The sequence below is a fragment of the Paraburkholderia phosphatilytica genome, assembly GCF_003443895.1.
In the GTDB taxonomy this organism is placed as follows: Bacteria; Pseudomonadota; Gammaproteobacteria; order Burkholderiales; family Burkholderiaceae; genus Paraburkholderia; species Paraburkholderia phosphatilytica.
This window is the reverse complement of record NZ_QQOA01000016.1, coordinates 101,433-118,954: the sequence shown is the minus strand read 5'-3', so window position 1 is coordinate 118,954 and position 17,522 is coordinate 101,433. Positions and strand designations below refer to the sequence as shown.

The following is a 17,522-nucleotide window of genomic DNA, read 5'->3' as shown; positions in this document are numbered from 1 at the left end:
GTCCAGAACTTTTACGCGTGCGGATGAGAGGGCGACGCACCGCTTTCGTCGTCATCGTCTTCCAGCTCTTCCTCAGCCCGGCGACGTGCCTCGCGGCGCGCCAGGCGGCTATGGATGCCCGCGTACAGCAGCGGGACGAAAAACAGCGTCGACACTGTGGCAAACATCAGGCCGCCGATCACCGCGCGGCCGAGCGGCGCATTCTGCTCCGCGCCCTCGCCGATGCCGAGCGCCATCGGCACCATGCCGATGATCATCGCGAGCGCCGTCATCAGCACCGGGCGAATCCGGCTTGCGCCGGCTTCGAGCGCCGCGGTGAGCGGCGGCGCGCCCGCCGCGAGACGTTGCCGTGCGAACGCCACCATCAGGATCGAGTTCGCGGTCGCGACGCCCATCGTCATGATTGCGCCGGTCAGCGCGGGCACGCTCATGTGAGTGCCGGTGATGAAGAGCATCCACACGATGCCGGCGAGCGCCGCGGGCAGCGCGCTGATGATGATCAGCGGGTCGATCCACGACTGGAAGTTGACGACGATCAGCAGATACACGAGCACGATCGCCATCGCGACGCCAAGACCCAGGCCGAGATACGACGTACGCATCGTCTGCACCTGGCCGCGCACCGTGATCTGGCTGCCGCGCGGCAGCGTGGCGCGCGCCTTGTCGACGAGCCTGTTGATCTGCGACGCGACGCTGCCGAGATCGCGACCTTCCACGCTGACGTACACGTCGATCACCGGGCGGATGTTGTAGTGCGTGACCACCGCGAACTGGCTCTTCTGATGCACTCGCACGAGGTTGCCGAGCAGCTGCGTCGGGCCCGTAAGCGCGGACGACACCGGCGTTCGCATCAGCGCGTCGATCGACGATATGAGGTATTGCGGCGTCTGGATCGCGAGGTTGTATTCGACGCCGTTGCGCGGGTTGTACCAGAAGCCCGGCGAGGTCTGCGAGCTGCCGGACAGCGAAATCAGCAGGTTCTGTGCGACGTTCGCGGCGCTCAGGTTCAGCTGCTGCAGACGCGTGCGGTCCATCGTGAGATCAATGACCGGCTCGTCCTGCTTCTGCTGGATGTGCGTATCCACGTTGCCGGGAATCTGCTTGATCTGCTTCATCAGCTCGCGCGCCACCTGCAGATTGCCGCTCTGGTTCGTGCCCGAGATCTGCACGTCGACGGCAGCCGGCAAGCCGAAGTTCAGGATCTGCGTGACGATGTCCGCGGGCTGGAAGAAGAACTCCGTGCCCGGGAAGAGGCGCGGCAGCATCGCGCGCAGCTTGTCGATGTAGATCTGGCTCGGATGATGGCTTTCGTTCAGCGCGACCTGAATCTCGCCGTCGAGCGTGCCGATCGTGCCCGCGTTGCTGTACGACAGGTTGATGCCGCTATACGGCAGGCCCAGGTTGTCGAGAATCGTGCCGAGCTCGTTCGCGGGCACCACCTGGCGGATCACCTTTTCGACCTGATCCGCGAGGCGCGCGGTTTCTTCGATGCGGGTGCCGGTAGGCGCACGCATATGCAGGCGGATGTCGCCCGCGTCGACGGTCGGGAAGAAGTCCTCGCCGAGCACGAACACGAGACCGAGCGACAGCACGCAGAACGCGAGGAAGCACGACGTGAACATCTTGCGGCGTACCAGCAGGCTGCTCAGGATCATGATGTAGCCGCCGCGCATGCGCTCGAACGCCTTGTCGAAGCGGTGATACAGACGCATGAAGAGATTGGGCCTCGCGTACTTCGCTTTGCCCTTCTTCGGTTTGTGCGCGTGGCCCATCAGCAGCATCGCGAGCGTCGGCACGAGCGTACGCGACAGCACGTACGAAGCGAGCATCGCGAACACCACCGCTTCGGCGAGCGGCACGAACAGATAGCGCGCCACGCCGGTCAGAAAGAACATCGGCACGAACACGATACAGATACACAGCGTCGACACCAGCGCGGGCACCGCGATTTCGCCCGCGCCTTCAAGGATCGCGTCGTGCAGATTCGTGCCCATATGCAGGTGCCGCTCGATGTTCTCGATCGTCACCGTCGCATCGTCGACGAGAATACCCACCGCGAGCGCGAGGCCGCCCAGCGTCATGATGTTGATCGTCTGCCCTAAAGCGTGCAGCGCGATCAGCGAACTCAGGATGGACAGCGGAATCGAGATCGCGATGATGCAGGTGCTGCGCCAGTTGCCGAGAAACAGCAGGATCATCATCGCGGTCAGCGCCGCAGCGATCACCGCTTCGCGCACCACGCCCGCAATCGATGCCTTAACGAACACCGACTGATCGAACAGCGCCGTGAGGCTCAGGTCCTGCGGCAACTGCGCGCGCGCCGTTGGCAGCAGCGCATGCAGCGCGTTCACGATCGATAGCGTCGACGAGCTGCCTGTCTTGAGGATCGAGATCAGCACGCCGCGATGGCCGTTTTCACGCACCACGTTGGTCTGCGGCGAGAAGCCGTCACGCACGTGCGCCACTTCGCGCAGATAGGTGGTCGCACCATTCACCGTTCGCACGGGTATGTCGTTCAGCCCCTCGATGGTGGTGGGCGAGCCGTTCATGTCCACCGTGTATTCCTTCGGGCCCACCTTCGCGGTACCTGTCGGCAGGATCAGGTTCTGCGCGTTGACCGCGTTCACCACATCGAGCGGCGTGAGCCCTTTCGCGAGCAGCGCGTGCGTGTCGAGGTCGACCGAAATCAGGCGCGTCTTGCCGCCATACGGATACGGCACGGCCGCGCCGGGAATCGTCACGAGCTGCGGGCGCAGGAAGTTCAGCGCGAGATCGTTGAGGTCCTGTTCCGACAGACGCGGGCTCGACATGCCGAGCTGGATCACCGGAATGCTCGACGCCGAATAGCTGATCACGAGCGGCGGCGTCGCACCCGGCGGCATCTGCTTCAGCTGCGCCTGCTCGACCGCAACCGTCTGCGCGATCGCGGTCTGGATGTTCGCGTTGGGTTGCAGGAACAGTTTGATGATCGCGATGCCCTGCAGCGATTGCGACTCGATGTGCTCGATGTCGTTAACGGTGGTGGTCAGGCTGCGCTCGTTGACCGACGTGATGCGGTTGGCCATGTCCTCCGCGGACAGACCCGTGTAGCTCCAGATGATGCTGACGACCGGGATGTTGATCTCGGGCAACACGTCAACCGGCGTCGTGTACAGGACGAACGGCGTCGCCAGCAGGATCAGGATGGCCATCACGATGAACGTGTACGGCCGCTTGAGTGCAACGTTGACAATCCACATTGAAACGTGCCCGAAAAGGAAGCGGGGAGCGAAAGGACGCCGCCGTGAGCAGTTGCGTGAGCGCAACCCGATGGATGCTTGCGCGACCTACGTCACGAAGCAGTTCGAGCGCAGCGCCGGCCGGTCGCGCGATGGCGGCGCGACACCACAGCGCGGCGCGCGCGACACAGAAAGCCGGTGCAGACACCCTCCAGCACGGCACATGCTGATCGACCGAGACGGTACACGTCGCTCGGTGACTGGGGTCTATGCTAGTTGCCTGGCACTAACAGATCGATGGCGCCAGAATGGCAAAGCTGCCATAAACGGGCGCTTCGTATTACGAAAAATTAAGTAGCCGCTTCAGGCTTCCGCTGCGGCTTCGAAAAAGCCGAGATACTGGTGTGCTTCGGTGTCGAACGTATCGGCGAACACGCTCGTCGCGCCAACCGACTTCAGCGCGTTGACGGTCTTCATGCGGTTCGACACGTAGGTCCAGTCTCCGTTGGCCGATGACATGGCGCCCGTGGACTGCGTGGAATGCTTCAGCGCATCGAGCAACACGCTTCGCTCCGGAGCATGGATCACGAAACCTTCGTTCGCGAGCGCGGCTTCGTGCAGACCGAGCGCCACGCACACTTTCATTTTCGTTTCGATCTCCTGCCGACTGGCGAGCTGCGAGCGCTCGATCAGTTCGACCATCGCTGCATCGACGATGCGGCCACCGCGCGTCAGCGGCGCGCCTTGCCACGCATCCGGCGGACACGCCTTGTGTTCGGGCGCGAGGCGAACGAACGGATTCATTTCGGCCGGATAGATGCGGCACACGAGCGGGCGGTCATCGTAGATGCCGCACACGTTGCCTTCGCCGAGATTCGGGCACGGCCCAGCGAACGACGCCGCAAGCACGATCTGGATGCGCGTGGGGAGCGAGCCGCTCGTCGTCGGGGACGAACGCTGGCGACGATAGATCGCTTCGGCATTGGACGCATCGGGCTCGACCGGCCACGGCAACGCCTCGCACAGCACGTCGACATCGTCGCCGCGCTCGAGCCATGCGATGGCTTCGCCGACCGTGAGCGGCAAGCGCAGGTTGTGGCAGCACTTGCCGCACATCGTGCAATGGAAGTCGATATCCGTGTCGTCCACTTTCGCTGCTCTCCTCTCGATCGCGTGCCGCAGCCCGAACGGATGCGGCGAACGGGGAGTGAGTCGTGCGGAAGCTGCCATTCTTACAGAGAAAGGATCGGGAATGCGAGCGAATCGGCGACGCGCTCAGGTATCGTTAACACGATGCTGCTCGCCGCAAGCTTTCTGCAAGCAAGCGATGCATCGAATCGAACTCTTTTCTGGAGCCACTACCCGTGTCTACGTCGCGACTCGAACAGGCCCGCCGTCTCCTTGCGATCGCGCAGAGCGGTCTCCACTACACCGAGGGCACGTTCGACAAGGAGCGATACCAGGAAATCGCAGCCATCGCGCATGCACAGCTTGCGGAACTGTCGGGCATGGAGACGGCGCAGGTCGCCGAGCTGTTCCTGCAGGAAGAGGGCTACGCGAACCCGAAGCTGGACGTGCGCTGCGCGGTGTTCAACGATGCCGGGCAAATCCTGCTCGTGCGCGAAGCCGCGGATGGCTGCTGGTCCATTCCCGGAGGATGGGCCGATGTCGGCGCGACGCCCGCGGAGAATGCCGTGCGCGAGGTGCGCGAAGAAAGTGGATACACGGTGCGCGTGAACCGCCTGCTCGCGGTGTGGGACAACCGCAAGCATCCGCATCCGCCTAGCGTCTTTCATATCTGGAAGCTCGTGATGCTTGGCGAAATCGTTGCAACGACGCGCGGCGATGTGATCGGCGTCGAGACCAGCGAGGTCGGCTTCTTCGACATCGACAAGCTGCCGCCGCTTTCGATGGGACGCATTCTGCCGGAGCAGATCGTGCGGCTGGATGCGTTGCGGCGGAACGGTGGGATGGAGTTCGATTGACTTCGGTTTGGTCGAAGCGCGGTTGCCGCTGGCTGTGGCTGACAAGGTTTGAACGAACGAGGGGAAGCTGGATGCGGGTGAGGCTTGCAGGTCTTGTCTGGGGGATGGCAGTGGCTGCTGCGTTGTCCGCTGTTGCGCCGGCCTTTGCTGACGACACCGGCCCATTGGCGACCGATCTGCACGAGACCATCGTGCACGTGCCGATGACCGAACATGGTTTCTTCGGCGACTCGCATCGCGAGCTTGTTGCAACAACCTGGCAGCCCGATGGCCCTGGCCCGTTTCCGTTGATCGTGCTCAGTCACGGCAATCCACCGAATGCGCGCGACCGCGTGAAGGTCGGACGCTATCGCGAAGTACCGCAGATTCGTGAATTCGTGCGCATGGGGTTCATGGTGATCGTGCCGATTCGTCGCGGCTACGGCGCCACAGGCGGCACGTTCGCCGAAGACGCGGGCTCGTGCCACGGCGCCGATTACGAAGCCGCAGGCAAAGCGGCCGCGCAGGATATTCTCGCCACCATCGCGTATGCCGATACGCTGCCTCAGGTCGACAAGCATCATGTCGTGCTGGTTGGACAGTCCGCCGGCGGCTTCGCTTCGCTCGCTGCCGCGAGCTTCGATCCGCCGGGGCTCGTTGCGGTCGTGAACTTTTCAGGTGGGCGCGGCGGCGATCCGGTCAAGCATCCTGGTGAGCCATGCGCGCCGGAAAACATGGCGAAGACGATCGGCCATTTCGCTTCGACCACGCGCGTGCCGGTGCTGTGGCATTACGTCGAGAACGACAAATACTTTGCGCCGGACTACACGCGTAGCTGGTTTGCCGCGTTTCAGGCGGCGGGTGGGCGTGGTGAGTTCGTGATGGAAGCGCCGTTTGGGCAGAACGGGCATGGGATGTTCAGTGTCGAGCGGTCGATTCCGATCTGGTTGCCGCATGTGCAGAAGTTTTTGGCGGGGGTTGTGCCGGTGAAGACTGCGGGTGGTGGTGCGGGTGCTTTGACGCCGGCTAGTGGCGCTGCGGTTGGTGCGCCGGAGCCGACGCCGGCTACGAGTGGACCTCAGGTCGAATCGGATTGAGTGTGATGGGTTCTCACGGAACACGCACGGTTGCCGGAATCGATGTTGGCGGTGCGAAGAAGGGAGCTCACCTCGTCATTCTGCGTGACGCACAGGTGGTGGAAGGGACGCCATTCAGAGGCACGCCCGACGAGATGCGGCGGCTTTGCGTCGACTGGAACGTCGATGCAGTGGGGATCGATGCGCCATGTCGATGGGCGACTAAAACCGGACGCCGCGCTGCGGAGTCTGCGCTTGCGCGGCAACGCATTGCTTTGTTCTCTACGCCGACGCGTGAGCTTGCCGGTTCAAACCGGTTCTATGAGTGGATGCTGAGCGGCGAGCTTATCTACTCGACGTTCTTCGACACGTATCCGCTACTCACTGCGTCAAGCAAGCGTTCGTCTCGCGTGTGCTTCGAGACGTTTCCACATGCGATCACATGCGCGATGCTGGGCATTGACGCCGCATCGGCGAAAATGAAGCGGGTTCAGCGTCGGGCCATTCTCGAAGACGCGGGTATCGATGCGAGCGCGCTGAAGTCGATCGATGATATCGATGCGGCGCTTTGCGCGCTGACTGCGAAGCTGTGGCTCGAGGGTAAGACGGTTGCGTTTGGAGACGAGCCAGGCGGGTATATCGTCGTGCTTGAAGGGCTGGTGTGGCGGCCCCAGACGATATAGCCATCGCAACAGACTCCCCGAGCTCGTGAGAAATATTCGGCTGAAGATGAGCGCAAGCAGTTCAAAGCGGATGTGCAGCTGCAAACAGGCGGTGCATCCAGTGCACCTGCAGACGCCTGAGACCTCCGGGACGGGCAGTGACTGCTGCGATGGCAGTCGCCGACGTTCAGCGCGGACTCTCGAATACCAGGTTAAGTGACTCTGTTGAAATGAAAATTCTCGCTATTTCCGGGAGCGCTCGGCGGTCTTCCACCAACACCGCGTTGCTCATGGCAATGAAAGAGATTGCTCCGCCTGGTGTTGAGGTATCGGTCTTCCACACCCTCAACGTACTACCTGTCTTCTCGCCGGACAGCGAAGGCGAGACGACCCCGCCAGAGGTGGTTCGCTTTCTGGAGCAGCTTGCCGCGTGCGATGGCATCGTCATATCGAGCCCTGAGTACGTTCGTGCGATTCCCGGTGGTCTCAAGAACGCCATTGACTGGATGGTTTCGCGATTCGAAGTCGTCGGAAAGCCTGTTGCGTTAGCGCACGCCTCTCACGCCGTCACGCAGATCTAGAACCGAGCGATTGCGACGCCACCAGTTTCGGCAACGGCTCACATTTGCACTGACAGAGGTCGTTCTCGAGCGCGACGGTCTTTCCCATAACGGTCATTGAGCGCGGCGAACCGTCGCTCACAATTACACCGTCCGATGAGCACCTCGGGCAGTGAACCTTGGCTCCAATGAATGCCATGGGGCGCCCTTGAAAGGATGACCCGTCGATTCCTTCTTCGACCACACCATCGTTGTCAGTCCTGTCTCCCTTGAGGATGAACCGGCGGCTCATGTTGCGAGCCTTTCCGTGTCCGCACCTGCCGGGCTGCAGGCGCGCTCGACCTCTTCCGGCCACACCGGTTCGCGACAGGTCAATTGCGCAACATAGTTGGCACACCCGAGAACGAATGTTGGTATCGCCGCGAGAACGCCCACCAGCCAGAGGAAAAGGTTTCCGGAATTCAGCATGTCCGACATGCCGTCGAATTCCAGCTTCAGCGAGTTCCGAAAGGTAACCTCGACTGGAAGGAACTCTTCGACGTCAGGCAGATTTGCGGGTCCATACTCCATGAATCGCCGACAATACTCGAAGTCCGCATAAAGCTCTTTCATGACCTCCTGACCGAGTCGCCCATCTTCTGACGATGCCAGCACTACCCGCTTTCCAATCGGGAAGCTATCAGTGACACGTCCGTTCTCATCCAGAACCAGGCAGCGTACAACCCGAGGAGCGGTTGAAGTAAGGCCAGCTTTCGGTTTTCGCTCAACGTAAAAGAATGCCTTGTCCCACGTCACGGAGATGACGCCATTCGGGCCGCTGCGCCTGAAGGCATATATCGTCCGGTCGATTCGATTGAAGCGAACTGGTTTCCGGGTGTAGTTGAAACAGTCGACCAACAGCGAGCGCGATGCCCACAGGACTGCCCCAAAGCAAACGAGGGAAAGGAAGCCGAACACCCAGTGCGCCAATCCTGCCTGCCCCTTCTGTTGAATCGCCTGCGGTATGTCGGTGGCCATCCACAGGCCCATGACGGTTCCTAACAAAGCGGGGATGCCGCCCATAGCAAATGCCAGCAGGCCCCAGCCCTTTTCCCGATAAAGTCCGTCACATACCTCGAGATAGGTTTCCGTCGCCGTGAAAGCAGTTCCGCTGCTTCTCGGGGAGTCTGAGTAGCTCGAATTTTGCTGCAGGCGGGCGGCGACCTCGTCATCGGTGACCGCTCGGGTGATTCTAGTGAGATTCATGGCTGCTCCGGTTACGAGAGTGCAGAGGCCAGTGCCTTCTGGTCTTCAGCGAGAGTGGAGAACCGCTCGCTGACCTCTTTTATCCCAAAATAACATTGCTCGAGCCACTCGTTGATTTCTCGACCTTTGACATAGTTGATGACGACGCCAATAATCGCGGCGAGAATGAGCAACGGCAATGCAAGAACTGGTCCCGTGAAGGCGGCAATCACCAACAGGATGCCTACAGTCATTGACGAGAAATAGAGCGCTGCAAGTAAGAAATTTCCATGTTTGTATTCATCCCAAGCGTGATAGGCGTCAATAGCGGCCGAAACCAAGCCAACAACCGCTCCCGCGGCTTTCCCTAGAATATCCAGGTACCGACCTATCCTGAGCCAGCCAGCACCGATTTTCGCGCCGGACTTCTCGATGGCTTCAATCGTCGCGGAACCGTATTGCGCGACGCTGGATGCAAGGCCGCCCCAGGCATTATCGAGCTTGATTCTGTTTTCTGTCGAGTTGAAGTGATTCGACTTCAAAAGCTCGTTCCGGGCAAAGTGCAGGTTGACGATATTGAAAATCGCACCGATGCCGTTGAATCCGGGCTCTCCCTTGGCGAGCAGACGGAACTTTGGCAGATAGATTTTCTCGACGACATCCGGCGTAAGTGTGACACTAGCTATTTTCTGGAAGCCGGGTTTCGCTGCCACTCCAGCCAGCGCGGCAGCTTCGGTCGCTGGGCTTTCCACCACGACGAACTGCCTGACCTTTACCTCCAGGTCGGCATCTCCGGCACTGGCAGCTTTCGCCTGGGCATCCTTGTTCAGGTCCTGCATCTCAATCTGCTGGCTCCCGGGCATCATCTCCTGCATCTGCCGGGAAACGTAGTTGACCCACTGGTTCACCGAGCCGTAGACAGCCTTCAGTTCGACGAGCGTCTTGGTCCGCATGCAGAGTGTCGCGTATATCACCTTTCCCGCCGCCGTATCGACTCCCTGGCTGATGGCCTGAGCGAGGGGGCCGCCGGCCTCATGAAGCAGGTGCGCCAATGCTTTTGCGACCTTGGTCTGAATGCCCTTGTCCTTGTCCTCTTCTACCTTCTCAATCTTGCTGTACGCCTCGATGAGCTTCGCAACAAATTCACGCAGTTCCGGATAAGGATAGCTGGACGCCTCCTTCACCTTTTCGGCCAGCACCGGACTATTGAGCACGAGCGCGCGCAGCAGGGGATTGCGCGCATCCTGGACACTGCCGTTCGCCCAGCTGACGAGCTGGTCAATCGCTTCCTTGCGGTCTGCCGCTCCTTCGATGCACAGCGTGAAAGTGAGCGTGTAGTCGAGGCCGCGCTGCCAGTCGCCCGGGTCATAGTCCCACTCAAAAGCATTCAGCAGTGCGTCGCTGGAGAGCCAGGTTTTGTGGTCGATGGAAAGCGGCGCGAGGATATTCTCCTGCACGGGCTTCATCGTGGCTGCGGTTTTGTTCCGGAAATCAGTGATGGCCTGTTTCCGGTAGTGCGTTGTGTACGGCTTCCACGCGTCGGTGTCGGCGGTGGCCAGTTCCTTTTCTTTCTCGTCATCGATGCTCTTGAGCTGCGACTCCATCATCTTCCCGCCGTCGAAAATCGAACTCGCGCCGAGGTTGTTGTAGGTGTCCGCAGACAAAGTCCTGGCTGCGTTTTCGATGTCTTCTTTCGCTCCCGCGGTAACGGCCTTGTGCAAGGCGTCAATTGCACTGTCGGCCCAGATGCCGTGCTGGAATGGCTCAAGCGCAGTTCCGAATGCGAGCCGCTGCTCGAAATTGAGTTCCTGCGTGATGCCGATAGCGTCCCAAAGCGCGAACACCACACCTTTGTTCGGCTGGATGGAGTCCATCGCCTTCTTCAGCGCTGGCGTCTGTCCAGCGCGGTCGTGGTAGGGGAAGCAGCCGGTGAGCATCGCATCCGGATGCTTGCCACTTCCATATTCGTTCAGCAGGCCATCCAGCTGGTTGACGCTGGCGGCGTGCGGCTGGGCCGTATTCCCGTTGTACGCTGCGGTCGCGTCAAGCTTCTGCATCCGCTTGTCGCGACAGCCCATGAAGTTCGATGCGTACAGGTCGCGTACATTCTTTGTCCATAGCGCATCGCTGAACGCGAGATAGACGGTGCCCGCGCTCTGGGCATTGTCGATGGTAATGCACTGCGCGAGCTGGGCATGCCCCGGTTGATGACAGCTGAAGGGCTTCTCGAAGCTCCGGTCGAGTGAAATGTCGAGCGGGTAGTCGTACAGGTTACCTTCAGCCGTTACTGCGTACGCCTGCCAGCGTTTGGTCGACGGATAGAAAATGTAGACATAGCCATACCGTAGCGTGCGCAGGGTGTACTTCGCCTTCTTGAGTGGGACGGAAGTGACGCCCGTGCCGAAGCCGCCACCAAGGGGCAACGCGCCCGCAGCGCTATGGGCATTTGTGTCGGCAACGATGCCATACCGCACCGGCAGAATCGGGAGCCCCTTTTTCTTGCACATGTTGCACGAACCCGCCGACGGCGTACTCGTCTGCGAGATGGACTGGGTGAGCTGGGAAATGCTCGAGAAGTCGGTGTCGAGTGCCATTTGTTGTCTCTGTTTTCCGCGTGCGCCTACTGATACTGGATGCTCTCGCGAGCAATGGTCTCCCAGTCGCTGGAGTCCCAGTTCGCGACTGAATCGACATAAGTCTGTTGCGGCGCCTGCAGAATCCTGCTGATGCGCGGGTGCCGGTCGAAATACGGCGAGACGAGCAACCCATGCAGCGCAAACGCAACGAGGTCGGCGCCGTCCAGGCCGTACGTCAGTCCTTTTGCATACTGCACGTCCAGCAGCGCCGGCGCGTCCGGCGGCATGGTCGATTTGTTCGAGCGGAGCGTCTCGAGCGCGCGCTGGACAAGTTCGATGCGCGAGAGCCGGCCGTATTGCTCGGCAGTGACAGCGAGGCCTTCCCCGGCCACGCCGGCGCCCTCCAGCGTCTTCCATTCGCCGGCTGGGTCCAGGAATGCCCACGTCGCGACTGGCCCGAGAAGCACGTCCAGCTGCCCGGACTTCAGGATTCGGGGCAGGTGAGCGAATACGCGCGGGTCGTAGTAGCGGAACACCGCCGCGTCACCGCCTTCGGGTCGCGCGAGAAGGAGCCGGTCGGCCAGATGCTGATGCACGCGACCGGTTGCCTTGCCGGATGCGACTATCGCGCAGACGCGTGGCGGCGCCCGCCGACTGGCGTCGAGCGTCGCGACGTAGCGGAGCGCCGGCAGTTGTTCATCCGGATGCTCCGCACAGTACAGCACTGGCGCGACGCCTTCGAGGTCAGGGCGCGCCGCCGGCACCAGCTCGCCGATTTTATAGACGGGGGGCGCACCGGACAGTTCGAGCTTCCCGTTCGCAGGTTCGACGATGACATAGTGGACCATGGTCACCGCCTACACGAGCGCCGAGCCGGCCTGCGCGGCCGCCGCGAACTGCTGCGCGCACGACTTTGACGGCAACGACTGCGCGGCCGCGTTAGCGCCCTCAGGTCCCTCGAAGGAAAGCGGGCTGCCCTTGACCTCCACCAGTCCCGGCGCGTGAATGAAGATTTTCCCTTCGGCGATGCGAATCGTCGCGCCGCCGGCGGTGAGCGTGATTTCCTTCTGTGCAGAGATATTCACGGAGTCCGACGTTGAAACGACCTTGAGCGTCCTGTCCGCCGTGAGTTCAATGTTGTCGGACTGCGCCTGGATTTCGACCTTGCCCTTGGCTGCGAAGAACTTCATGCCTGCGCTCTGGACGAAGAAGCTGAGCTTCTCGCCGACGCTCGCAATCCACGACTTCGCCACCGAGACGTAGGTGTTCTCGCCGCTGACCAGGTTGACGTGCCGGGTCGCGGTCGCATGCAGTGTCTGCTGGGTCGACAGGCCTATCCCGGACGGGCTCGCGAGCAGCATGATGGGCTCCGAGAAGGCATTTGCCGCGCCCGTGCCTCCGCCACCGGTGCGCCCGCCGGACGCGCTGCCCTGCGCGTTACTCTGTGTCGCCGCAGCGAAGTCCTTGATGTCCTGTTGGGCGTCGTCAAGGCTCTCCGCCTTCGCCTCGGTAGCCGCCATCGAGCGTTGCTGGATAACTGCGCTCGAGTCGAGCAGATGCTGCGTTGCCTCCTTCGTGTCGAGTTGCTGGCTGGTGGTGCCGCCCCGTGCGTAGGTTGAGACGTACAGGCCCTGACCGGCGCGCACCGCGCCGAATGAACTGGTCTTCATCTCGAAACCGCTGCCAAGATAGCTGCCGCGTGTATTGCCGTCGTGGTTGACGAGATATCCGACGTGAAGGTAGGAGTCCGCTGTTGAGCTATAGAGCTGGGCCCGCGACTGCGCGGTGGAGTCGTCGAAGACGAGCTGGTTGAAGCCCTGGCCGCTGTATTCGCGTGACTTGAACCCGGACAGTAGTCCGTTCGTGTTCCAGTGCGGCGTGTTGGTGGAGTGGAAGAGCACGCCCGTGACGACGGGCCTGTCACAATCCCCCTCGAGGTAGCCGATGGCCACCTCCTGTCCCGTCCGCGGCACGAACACCGACCCGAAGTTGTTGCCGGCCTGCGGCATGACGACCCGAACCCAGCAGGAGGCCGACGCATCCTTGCTGTTCAGCCGGTCCCAGTGCATCTGCACCTTGACCCGGTTCAAGGAATCCGTATAGACCTCCTCACCCGAAGGACCGACGACAGTCGCCGTCTGCATGTGCATGACGGGCTTGCGGTGCTCGAGCGGACTCCGGTAGGGCACGAAGCGGCGCTGTGCCTCGATTTCGACCAGAAAGAAGCTCTCATTGCCGAGCGGGTCCTTCATCATGAACTGTGCCTGCTCCTCGCGATATTCGGCCCGCACGCGCGAGAGTGTCCGCTGAAGGCTGTGCGGGAACGGACGGCTGTTGCCCAGCGGCAGGTTGTTCTGGATGTACCAGCGGGTCGCGATGACTGCAAACTGGCGGTCATTCCGGGAATCGTCGTCGTGCTCCGGATGGTCCTTGAGCGTGAACGTGCGCCCGGTATCCATGCCCTGTACGCTGCCCACTCCATAGAACCGCTTGGTGCGCGAGGCCATCTCCTCGACGCGGATGCGAGCGGCCTTGTCACCCTGGTCGACGTCCTGCCCGGCCGGGAAGCTGTAGTGGCCGCCGTATTCGTAAACCTCGAGGTTGTCGGGAACCCCGCCCTGATTCGCCTGCGACAGGCCCGACCGTTCTTTCGGCCGTTGGGGGAATTTGTAGTCCGCGGTGCGAAATCCGTAGCGCACGCTCTGGGTGGTACGCTCGCTGCCCCATTCGACAAGCGTCGCTGTCTGTCCCTTGCGGTCGGCGCGGTAGAACGACACTTCCGCCTGGTCCAGCGCCTTGCAGCTCGCGATATTGTCCGTAACGACAACTGTGTGCGCCTTGCCGTCGGCCGACTGCTCCACCCAGGTGAACCATCCTTCCGATTCGAGGAGCCGATGGACGAAGTTGTCGTCTGACTCGTACTGGGTGCAGAAGGACCGCGTCATACCCCGGTCCCGCGTCGCGAACCGGTACTTGCCGCGCGCCATCGGGTGCCCGTTGAAAACCTGCGCGAGGATATCGGTGGTCGTAAGTTCCTGAAAGATGCGCGCGTCCTTGCGGTACTCGAGGAACTTCATCCATGAAGCGAAGGAGAGCTGATAGTAGGTCAGGCCCCCGTCACCACCAAGCCTTCGAGTCGCGAAAACGTATCCATGCCAAGGGAGGTACGTCTGGTCGGCCTGCAGCAGCCACATCGTCACGGGCTGCCCCATCAGCTTCTTCAGCTCGACGGCCTTCTCCTTCGCAACGACATCGACCGTGAATACCATGTCCCGGCCCAGGCGCGACTCACCGGTGACCCGTTGGGGCAGCAGTGCCTTGGCACCGAGGGGAGTATCCAGTATCACCGCTCTGTGGGACTGCTCGATTCCGGCGTCCGTTAGCACCGAATAGGCGGATTGACCCATTATGAATATCCCCGTTGATGCAGCATATTTGAAGTGCAGAATCTTAAATGGAGGAATCGGCTTCGCACAACGTGAGCATCACGATTTAAACCTTTCTTAAAGCAAAGTTGCAATTGACCAGCAAAAAATTCCTGACTTTTCTTTCTCTTTGTTCGGTTGCGAACTTTTTACCGGATTATATGCAATTGGTTGCAGTTGACATTGGCCATCGCTAAAGAACGAAAGCCGGCCTATCAATTTGAATCGGCGTACGTCACGATTCCTTCGTGCAATGTGAGAGCAACCCGGCCCAACACGGGAGGCGTATCTGAATTGCATACACGGAAGGTACATGTGAGATTCTTGCGCCGCTGAGCAATCTGTCATCGCTCAATGACCTGTCGACTCCGGCTCGCTTTCGGCTATCGCCCGTTCGATTTAAAACGGTGCACCATGCCGGGTCATTCTGTTATCTTCGGCGTCGCGTCACTCGAAACCGCGCTCACATCTTTCCAGTTCGCGTGCGGGCAAACATTTCAATATTCATTTTTTACTACTCGTCCGATGCATAAAAAATGCAGTCTTCTCATCTGCACCACGACGCTGGTTTTTCTCACAGCCTGCCACAGCGCATCCGACAGCCCACTCGCTCGCTCAGCGGCCACGCTCGCGAAGACAGAGTTCCCGCATGACGCGCAGTGGGTTCAACTCGAAAGCAGTGACGCCGCCGTGCAGGAGTGCGCAATAAAATTTCCGGAGGCCGACCAACCCTGGAAAGCGCGCATCGGACTCAAGCCAGGGCAGTACGCGGTCCACGCCCGCATTGAGCAGGACGGGACAAGCGGTTCATGGTCGGCAGGCGAAGTGTGGTCAGACGCGAAGTCCGATGAAGGCAAGGACACGCTGGATGAAAACACGCTCAAGGCCAGGCTGCATGATTGCGTCACGCACGTGATGTCAGTCGGAATACTTGAGAGCAATCTTGGCCCGGACAACCCCGTCGTGGTGGGACTGCGCGCGATTGAAGCGCAAGATATCGAGAAGGCGAAGGCGCTTCGCAAATCGGGGCAGAGTGGCAGTTAGGTCTGGTGTGTCGACAGAAAGTCAATCCACGCGAAGGGCGTCGTGACATTGAAGCCATGTGATATTCGATGTCGACGTCGATGATACCCTCGTCGAAACGCATATCAGATGAAAGTTGAGAACGTATACGGGTGCAGCAAGTTTTCAAAGGACGTATCCGGTTCGGCCCGCACGCGTCGGCTCGCCAGCGACGAAATACAAACCAAGGTAGCGAACAGTAAAACGCTTGCGGCGTCTCGTACGGCCGAGAGCGGTCAGGAGTAGATGGGATGCGGGACGATACTAAAGAGTACGATATGTATGACGCCGAGACTCGGCGACGCGTGTTTTGGCTTCTGAAGCGACTGACCAGTTATTCGCTGTGGGCGAAGAAACGGGATGCATGGGAGGTGTTTGCCAGGGCATTCGAGAACGCAGTCAGAACGTGGCCCAAAAACGACCCCGAGCGGATGAATGCCGATTTGCTTCCCAGAATCTATGAAACGCTAAGTCTATACAACAAAGGGCTTGAAGAACTCGGAAAGGGGCGTCGATTCGTCTGGCGGACGGGAGAATGCCTTGATGTCGTCATGGACAGAACCGGTACGGTCCGCAACTTTCTGTACCCGCACCCTGATTACTGGGAGCGAGGCTCACAGACGGCGCCCTATCCAGACAAGGTCGAGGCACTCAATCGACTTCTACTTGCGTCCCTCTACGAGGACGATTACGCGCCGCTGGAGGTGCCCTTCATTCCTCGCATGTCTGCCCGGTACTCGAGCCCGGCAGCGCTGCTAGACCCCGAGCGTTACAGGTACCAGTTCTATCAATTGCCCTATCCAGTCTTTCCAGCCGAAATTCCGGAGGTGCCCACAGCGACCGACCTCATCATCAGTTCCGGGCAGCGCGTACCGATGGACGGAATATGGGAACCAGTCAACGTCGAGCGAGCGAGGGCCTTCGGCCTTGTGCCACTGGGTGTGAAAAGTGTTGAGAACAATGGATGCTTCAACTATCTGGTGAAGGACACAAAGGCGCCAAATGTCAGGGGCCAATGGAACGAGGCCGAGTCCCGCACAGAGCGCGTAGGCACCCATTGGCGCCTGCTGTGGGAAGACACACGATACAAAGACGGCGCAATTCCTGACGAGTCGGAATATTTCCTCGAGGACACGCGGGTCGAGGACGTAACACTGCAGGAATCCCCCGTAGGTGTCGAGGTCTGAACCGGCGATATTTGCCCCGTATCAGGGACGTGGGAAGCCAAGGGTTTCAACGTGAAGCCTGTTGAAGTCGCGAAGGGGCAAGTCATGCCCGACGTTCTTGCGCCGTCGCCGGGCTCAGGAGAGCGCCGCGTTCATTGGGTTACGTGGCGTCTGGTGAGGCCGGCGACGGTCTCTAGCTAATTGAAGTCTCGCAAGTGAGCCGCCGATTTATTCTGAAAGATGACAAGACTGACCACGACGGCGTAGTGCTTGATGGAATCTCGGGCTCGTCGTTCGGTGGCCGACCACTCGCGTATCTTGGCGCGCCTGTCCAGTGCCACACATGCCATACCGAGGGGACCATCATTACAGACGGCTCACCTCACACGATGTCGGTCATGAACAAGCAGGTAGCGTTGGAACGCGACCTGTGCCAATGCAAGTGCCAGCCGCTGCCCAAGCTGGTTGCGTCGCAGTCGACAGGGGCATTGTCGAGCTGACGGTTTGCCCTCTCGATCCCGACCGTCGTTGTCTATCTAGGCCGGCCGCCGGTGGAGTTCGACAAGTTCTGCGTTTGCCTCAGCTGGGA

General features: G+C 60.6%; 14 protein-coding genes. 7 read left to right on the top strand and 7 right to left on the bottom strand.

Going from position 1 to position 17,522, the window contains the following annotated elements; all coding sequences use genetic code 11:
• Window positions 1-11: 11 nt before the first annotated feature.
• On the bottom strand, window positions 12-3,239 hold the full coding sequence (locus tag DVS29_RS18730; RefSeq protein ID WP_118181981.1) for an efflux RND transporter permease subunit: 3,228 nt from the start codon (window positions 3,237-3,239) through the stop codon (window positions 12-14).
• A gap of 342 nt (window positions 3,240-3,581) precedes the next feature.
• A complete protein-coding gene (locus DVS29_RS18725) occupies window positions 3,582-4,367 on the bottom strand; it encodes a YkgJ family cysteine cluster protein (protein WP_240655681.1) in 786 nt (261 codons plus the stop codon).
• A gap of 215 nt (window positions 4,368-4,582) precedes the next feature.
• On the opposite strand from DVS29_RS18725, the gene DVS29_RS18720 reads away from it, so the two are divergent.
• The 4 genes from DVS29_RS18720 to DVS29_RS18705 all read left to right on the top strand — a co-directional run bounded on the left by DVS29_RS18720 (window position 4,583) and on the right by DVS29_RS18705 (window position 7,501).
• Window positions 4,583-5,203, top strand: coding sequence for an NUDIX hydrolase (locus tag DVS29_RS18720; protein ID WP_240655680.1), 621 nt, complete (start codon window positions 4,583-4,585; stop codon window positions 5,201-5,203).
• Between the two features lie 104 nt (window positions 5,204-5,307).
• On the top strand, window positions 5,308-6,279 hold the full coding sequence (locus DVS29_RS18715; RefSeq protein WP_164707940.1) for an alpha/beta hydrolase family protein: 972 nt from the start codon (window positions 5,308-5,310) through the stop codon (window positions 6,277-6,279).
• 5 nt (window positions 6,280-6,284) lie between these two features.
• Window positions 6,285-6,941 carry a DUF429 domain-containing protein gene (locus DVS29_RS18710; protein WP_118181977.1) on the top strand — a complete coding sequence of 219 codons (657 nt, stop codon included), beginning with the start codon at window positions 6,285-6,287 and terminating at the stop codon, window positions 6,939-6,941.
• Window positions 6,942-7,090: 149 nt separating this feature from the next.
• Window positions 7,091-7,501: an NADPH-dependent FMN reductase gene (locus tag DVS29_RS18705; protein ID WP_240655679.1), complete on the top strand. Its 411-nt coding sequence runs from the start codon at window positions 7,091-7,093 to the stop codon at window positions 7,499-7,501.
• On the opposite strand, the gene DVS29_RS18700 is transcribed toward DVS29_RS18705, so the two are convergent.
• From DVS29_RS18700 to DVS29_RS18680, 5 genes are read right to left on the bottom strand one after another with little or no spacing between them, the layout of a single operon-like run.
• Complete coding sequence (locus DVS29_RS18700) at window positions 7,488-7,772, bottom strand: PAAR domain-containing protein (protein ID WP_118181975.1); 285 nt, start codon at window positions 7,770-7,772, stop codon at window positions 7,488-7,490. The genes DVS29_RS18705 and DVS29_RS18700 overlap by 14 nt on opposite strands.
• Window positions 7,769-8,725 (bottom strand): DUF6708 domain-containing protein, encoded by a 957-nt coding sequence (locus DVS29_RS18695; RefSeq protein WP_118181974.1) that lies wholly within the window; start codon window positions 8,723-8,725, stop codon window positions 7,769-7,771. Before DVS29_RS18695 ends, DVS29_RS18700 begins: the two co-directional genes overlap by 4 nt.
• 11 nt (window positions 8,726-8,736) lie before the next feature.
• Complete coding sequence (locus DVS29_RS18690) at window positions 8,737-11,298, bottom strand: T6SS effector BTH_I2691 family protein (protein ID WP_118181973.1); 2,562 nt, start codon at window positions 11,296-11,298, stop codon at window positions 8,737-8,739.
• Between the two features lie 26 nt (window positions 11,299-11,324).
• Window positions 11,325-12,128, bottom strand: coding sequence for a DUF4123 domain-containing protein (locus DVS29_RS18685; protein ID WP_118181972.1), 804 nt, complete (start codon window positions 12,126-12,128; stop codon window positions 11,325-11,327).
• Window positions 12,129-12,137: 9 nt separating this feature from the next.
• Window positions 12,138-14,687 (bottom strand): type VI secretion system Vgr family protein, encoded by a 2,550-nt coding sequence (locus DVS29_RS18680; RefSeq protein ID WP_118181971.1) that lies wholly within the window; start codon window positions 14,685-14,687, stop codon window positions 12,138-12,140.
• A 432-nt stretch (window positions 14,688-15,119) separates the two neighbouring features.
• Between DVS29_RS18680 and DVS29_RS18675 the strand changes: the two genes are divergently transcribed.
• From DVS29_RS18675 to DVS29_RS18665, 3 genes are all read left to right on the top strand, one after another.
• Entirely contained in the window at window positions 15,120-15,749 is a 630-nt protein-coding gene (locus DVS29_RS18675) for a hypothetical protein (protein ID WP_118181970.1), read from the top strand.
• Window positions 15,750-16,018: 269 nt separating this feature from the next.
• Window positions 16,019-16,954 (top strand): Imm72 family immunity protein, encoded by a 936-nt coding sequence (locus DVS29_RS18670; protein ID WP_118181969.1) that lies wholly within the window; start codon window positions 16,019-16,021, stop codon window positions 16,952-16,954.
• 194 nt (window positions 16,955-17,148) lie between these two features.
• A complete protein-coding gene (locus DVS29_RS18665) occupies window positions 17,149-17,433 on the top strand; it encodes a PAAR domain-containing protein (protein WP_118181968.1) in 285 nt (94 codons plus the stop codon).
• Window positions 17,434-17,522 lie beyond the last annotated feature (89 nt).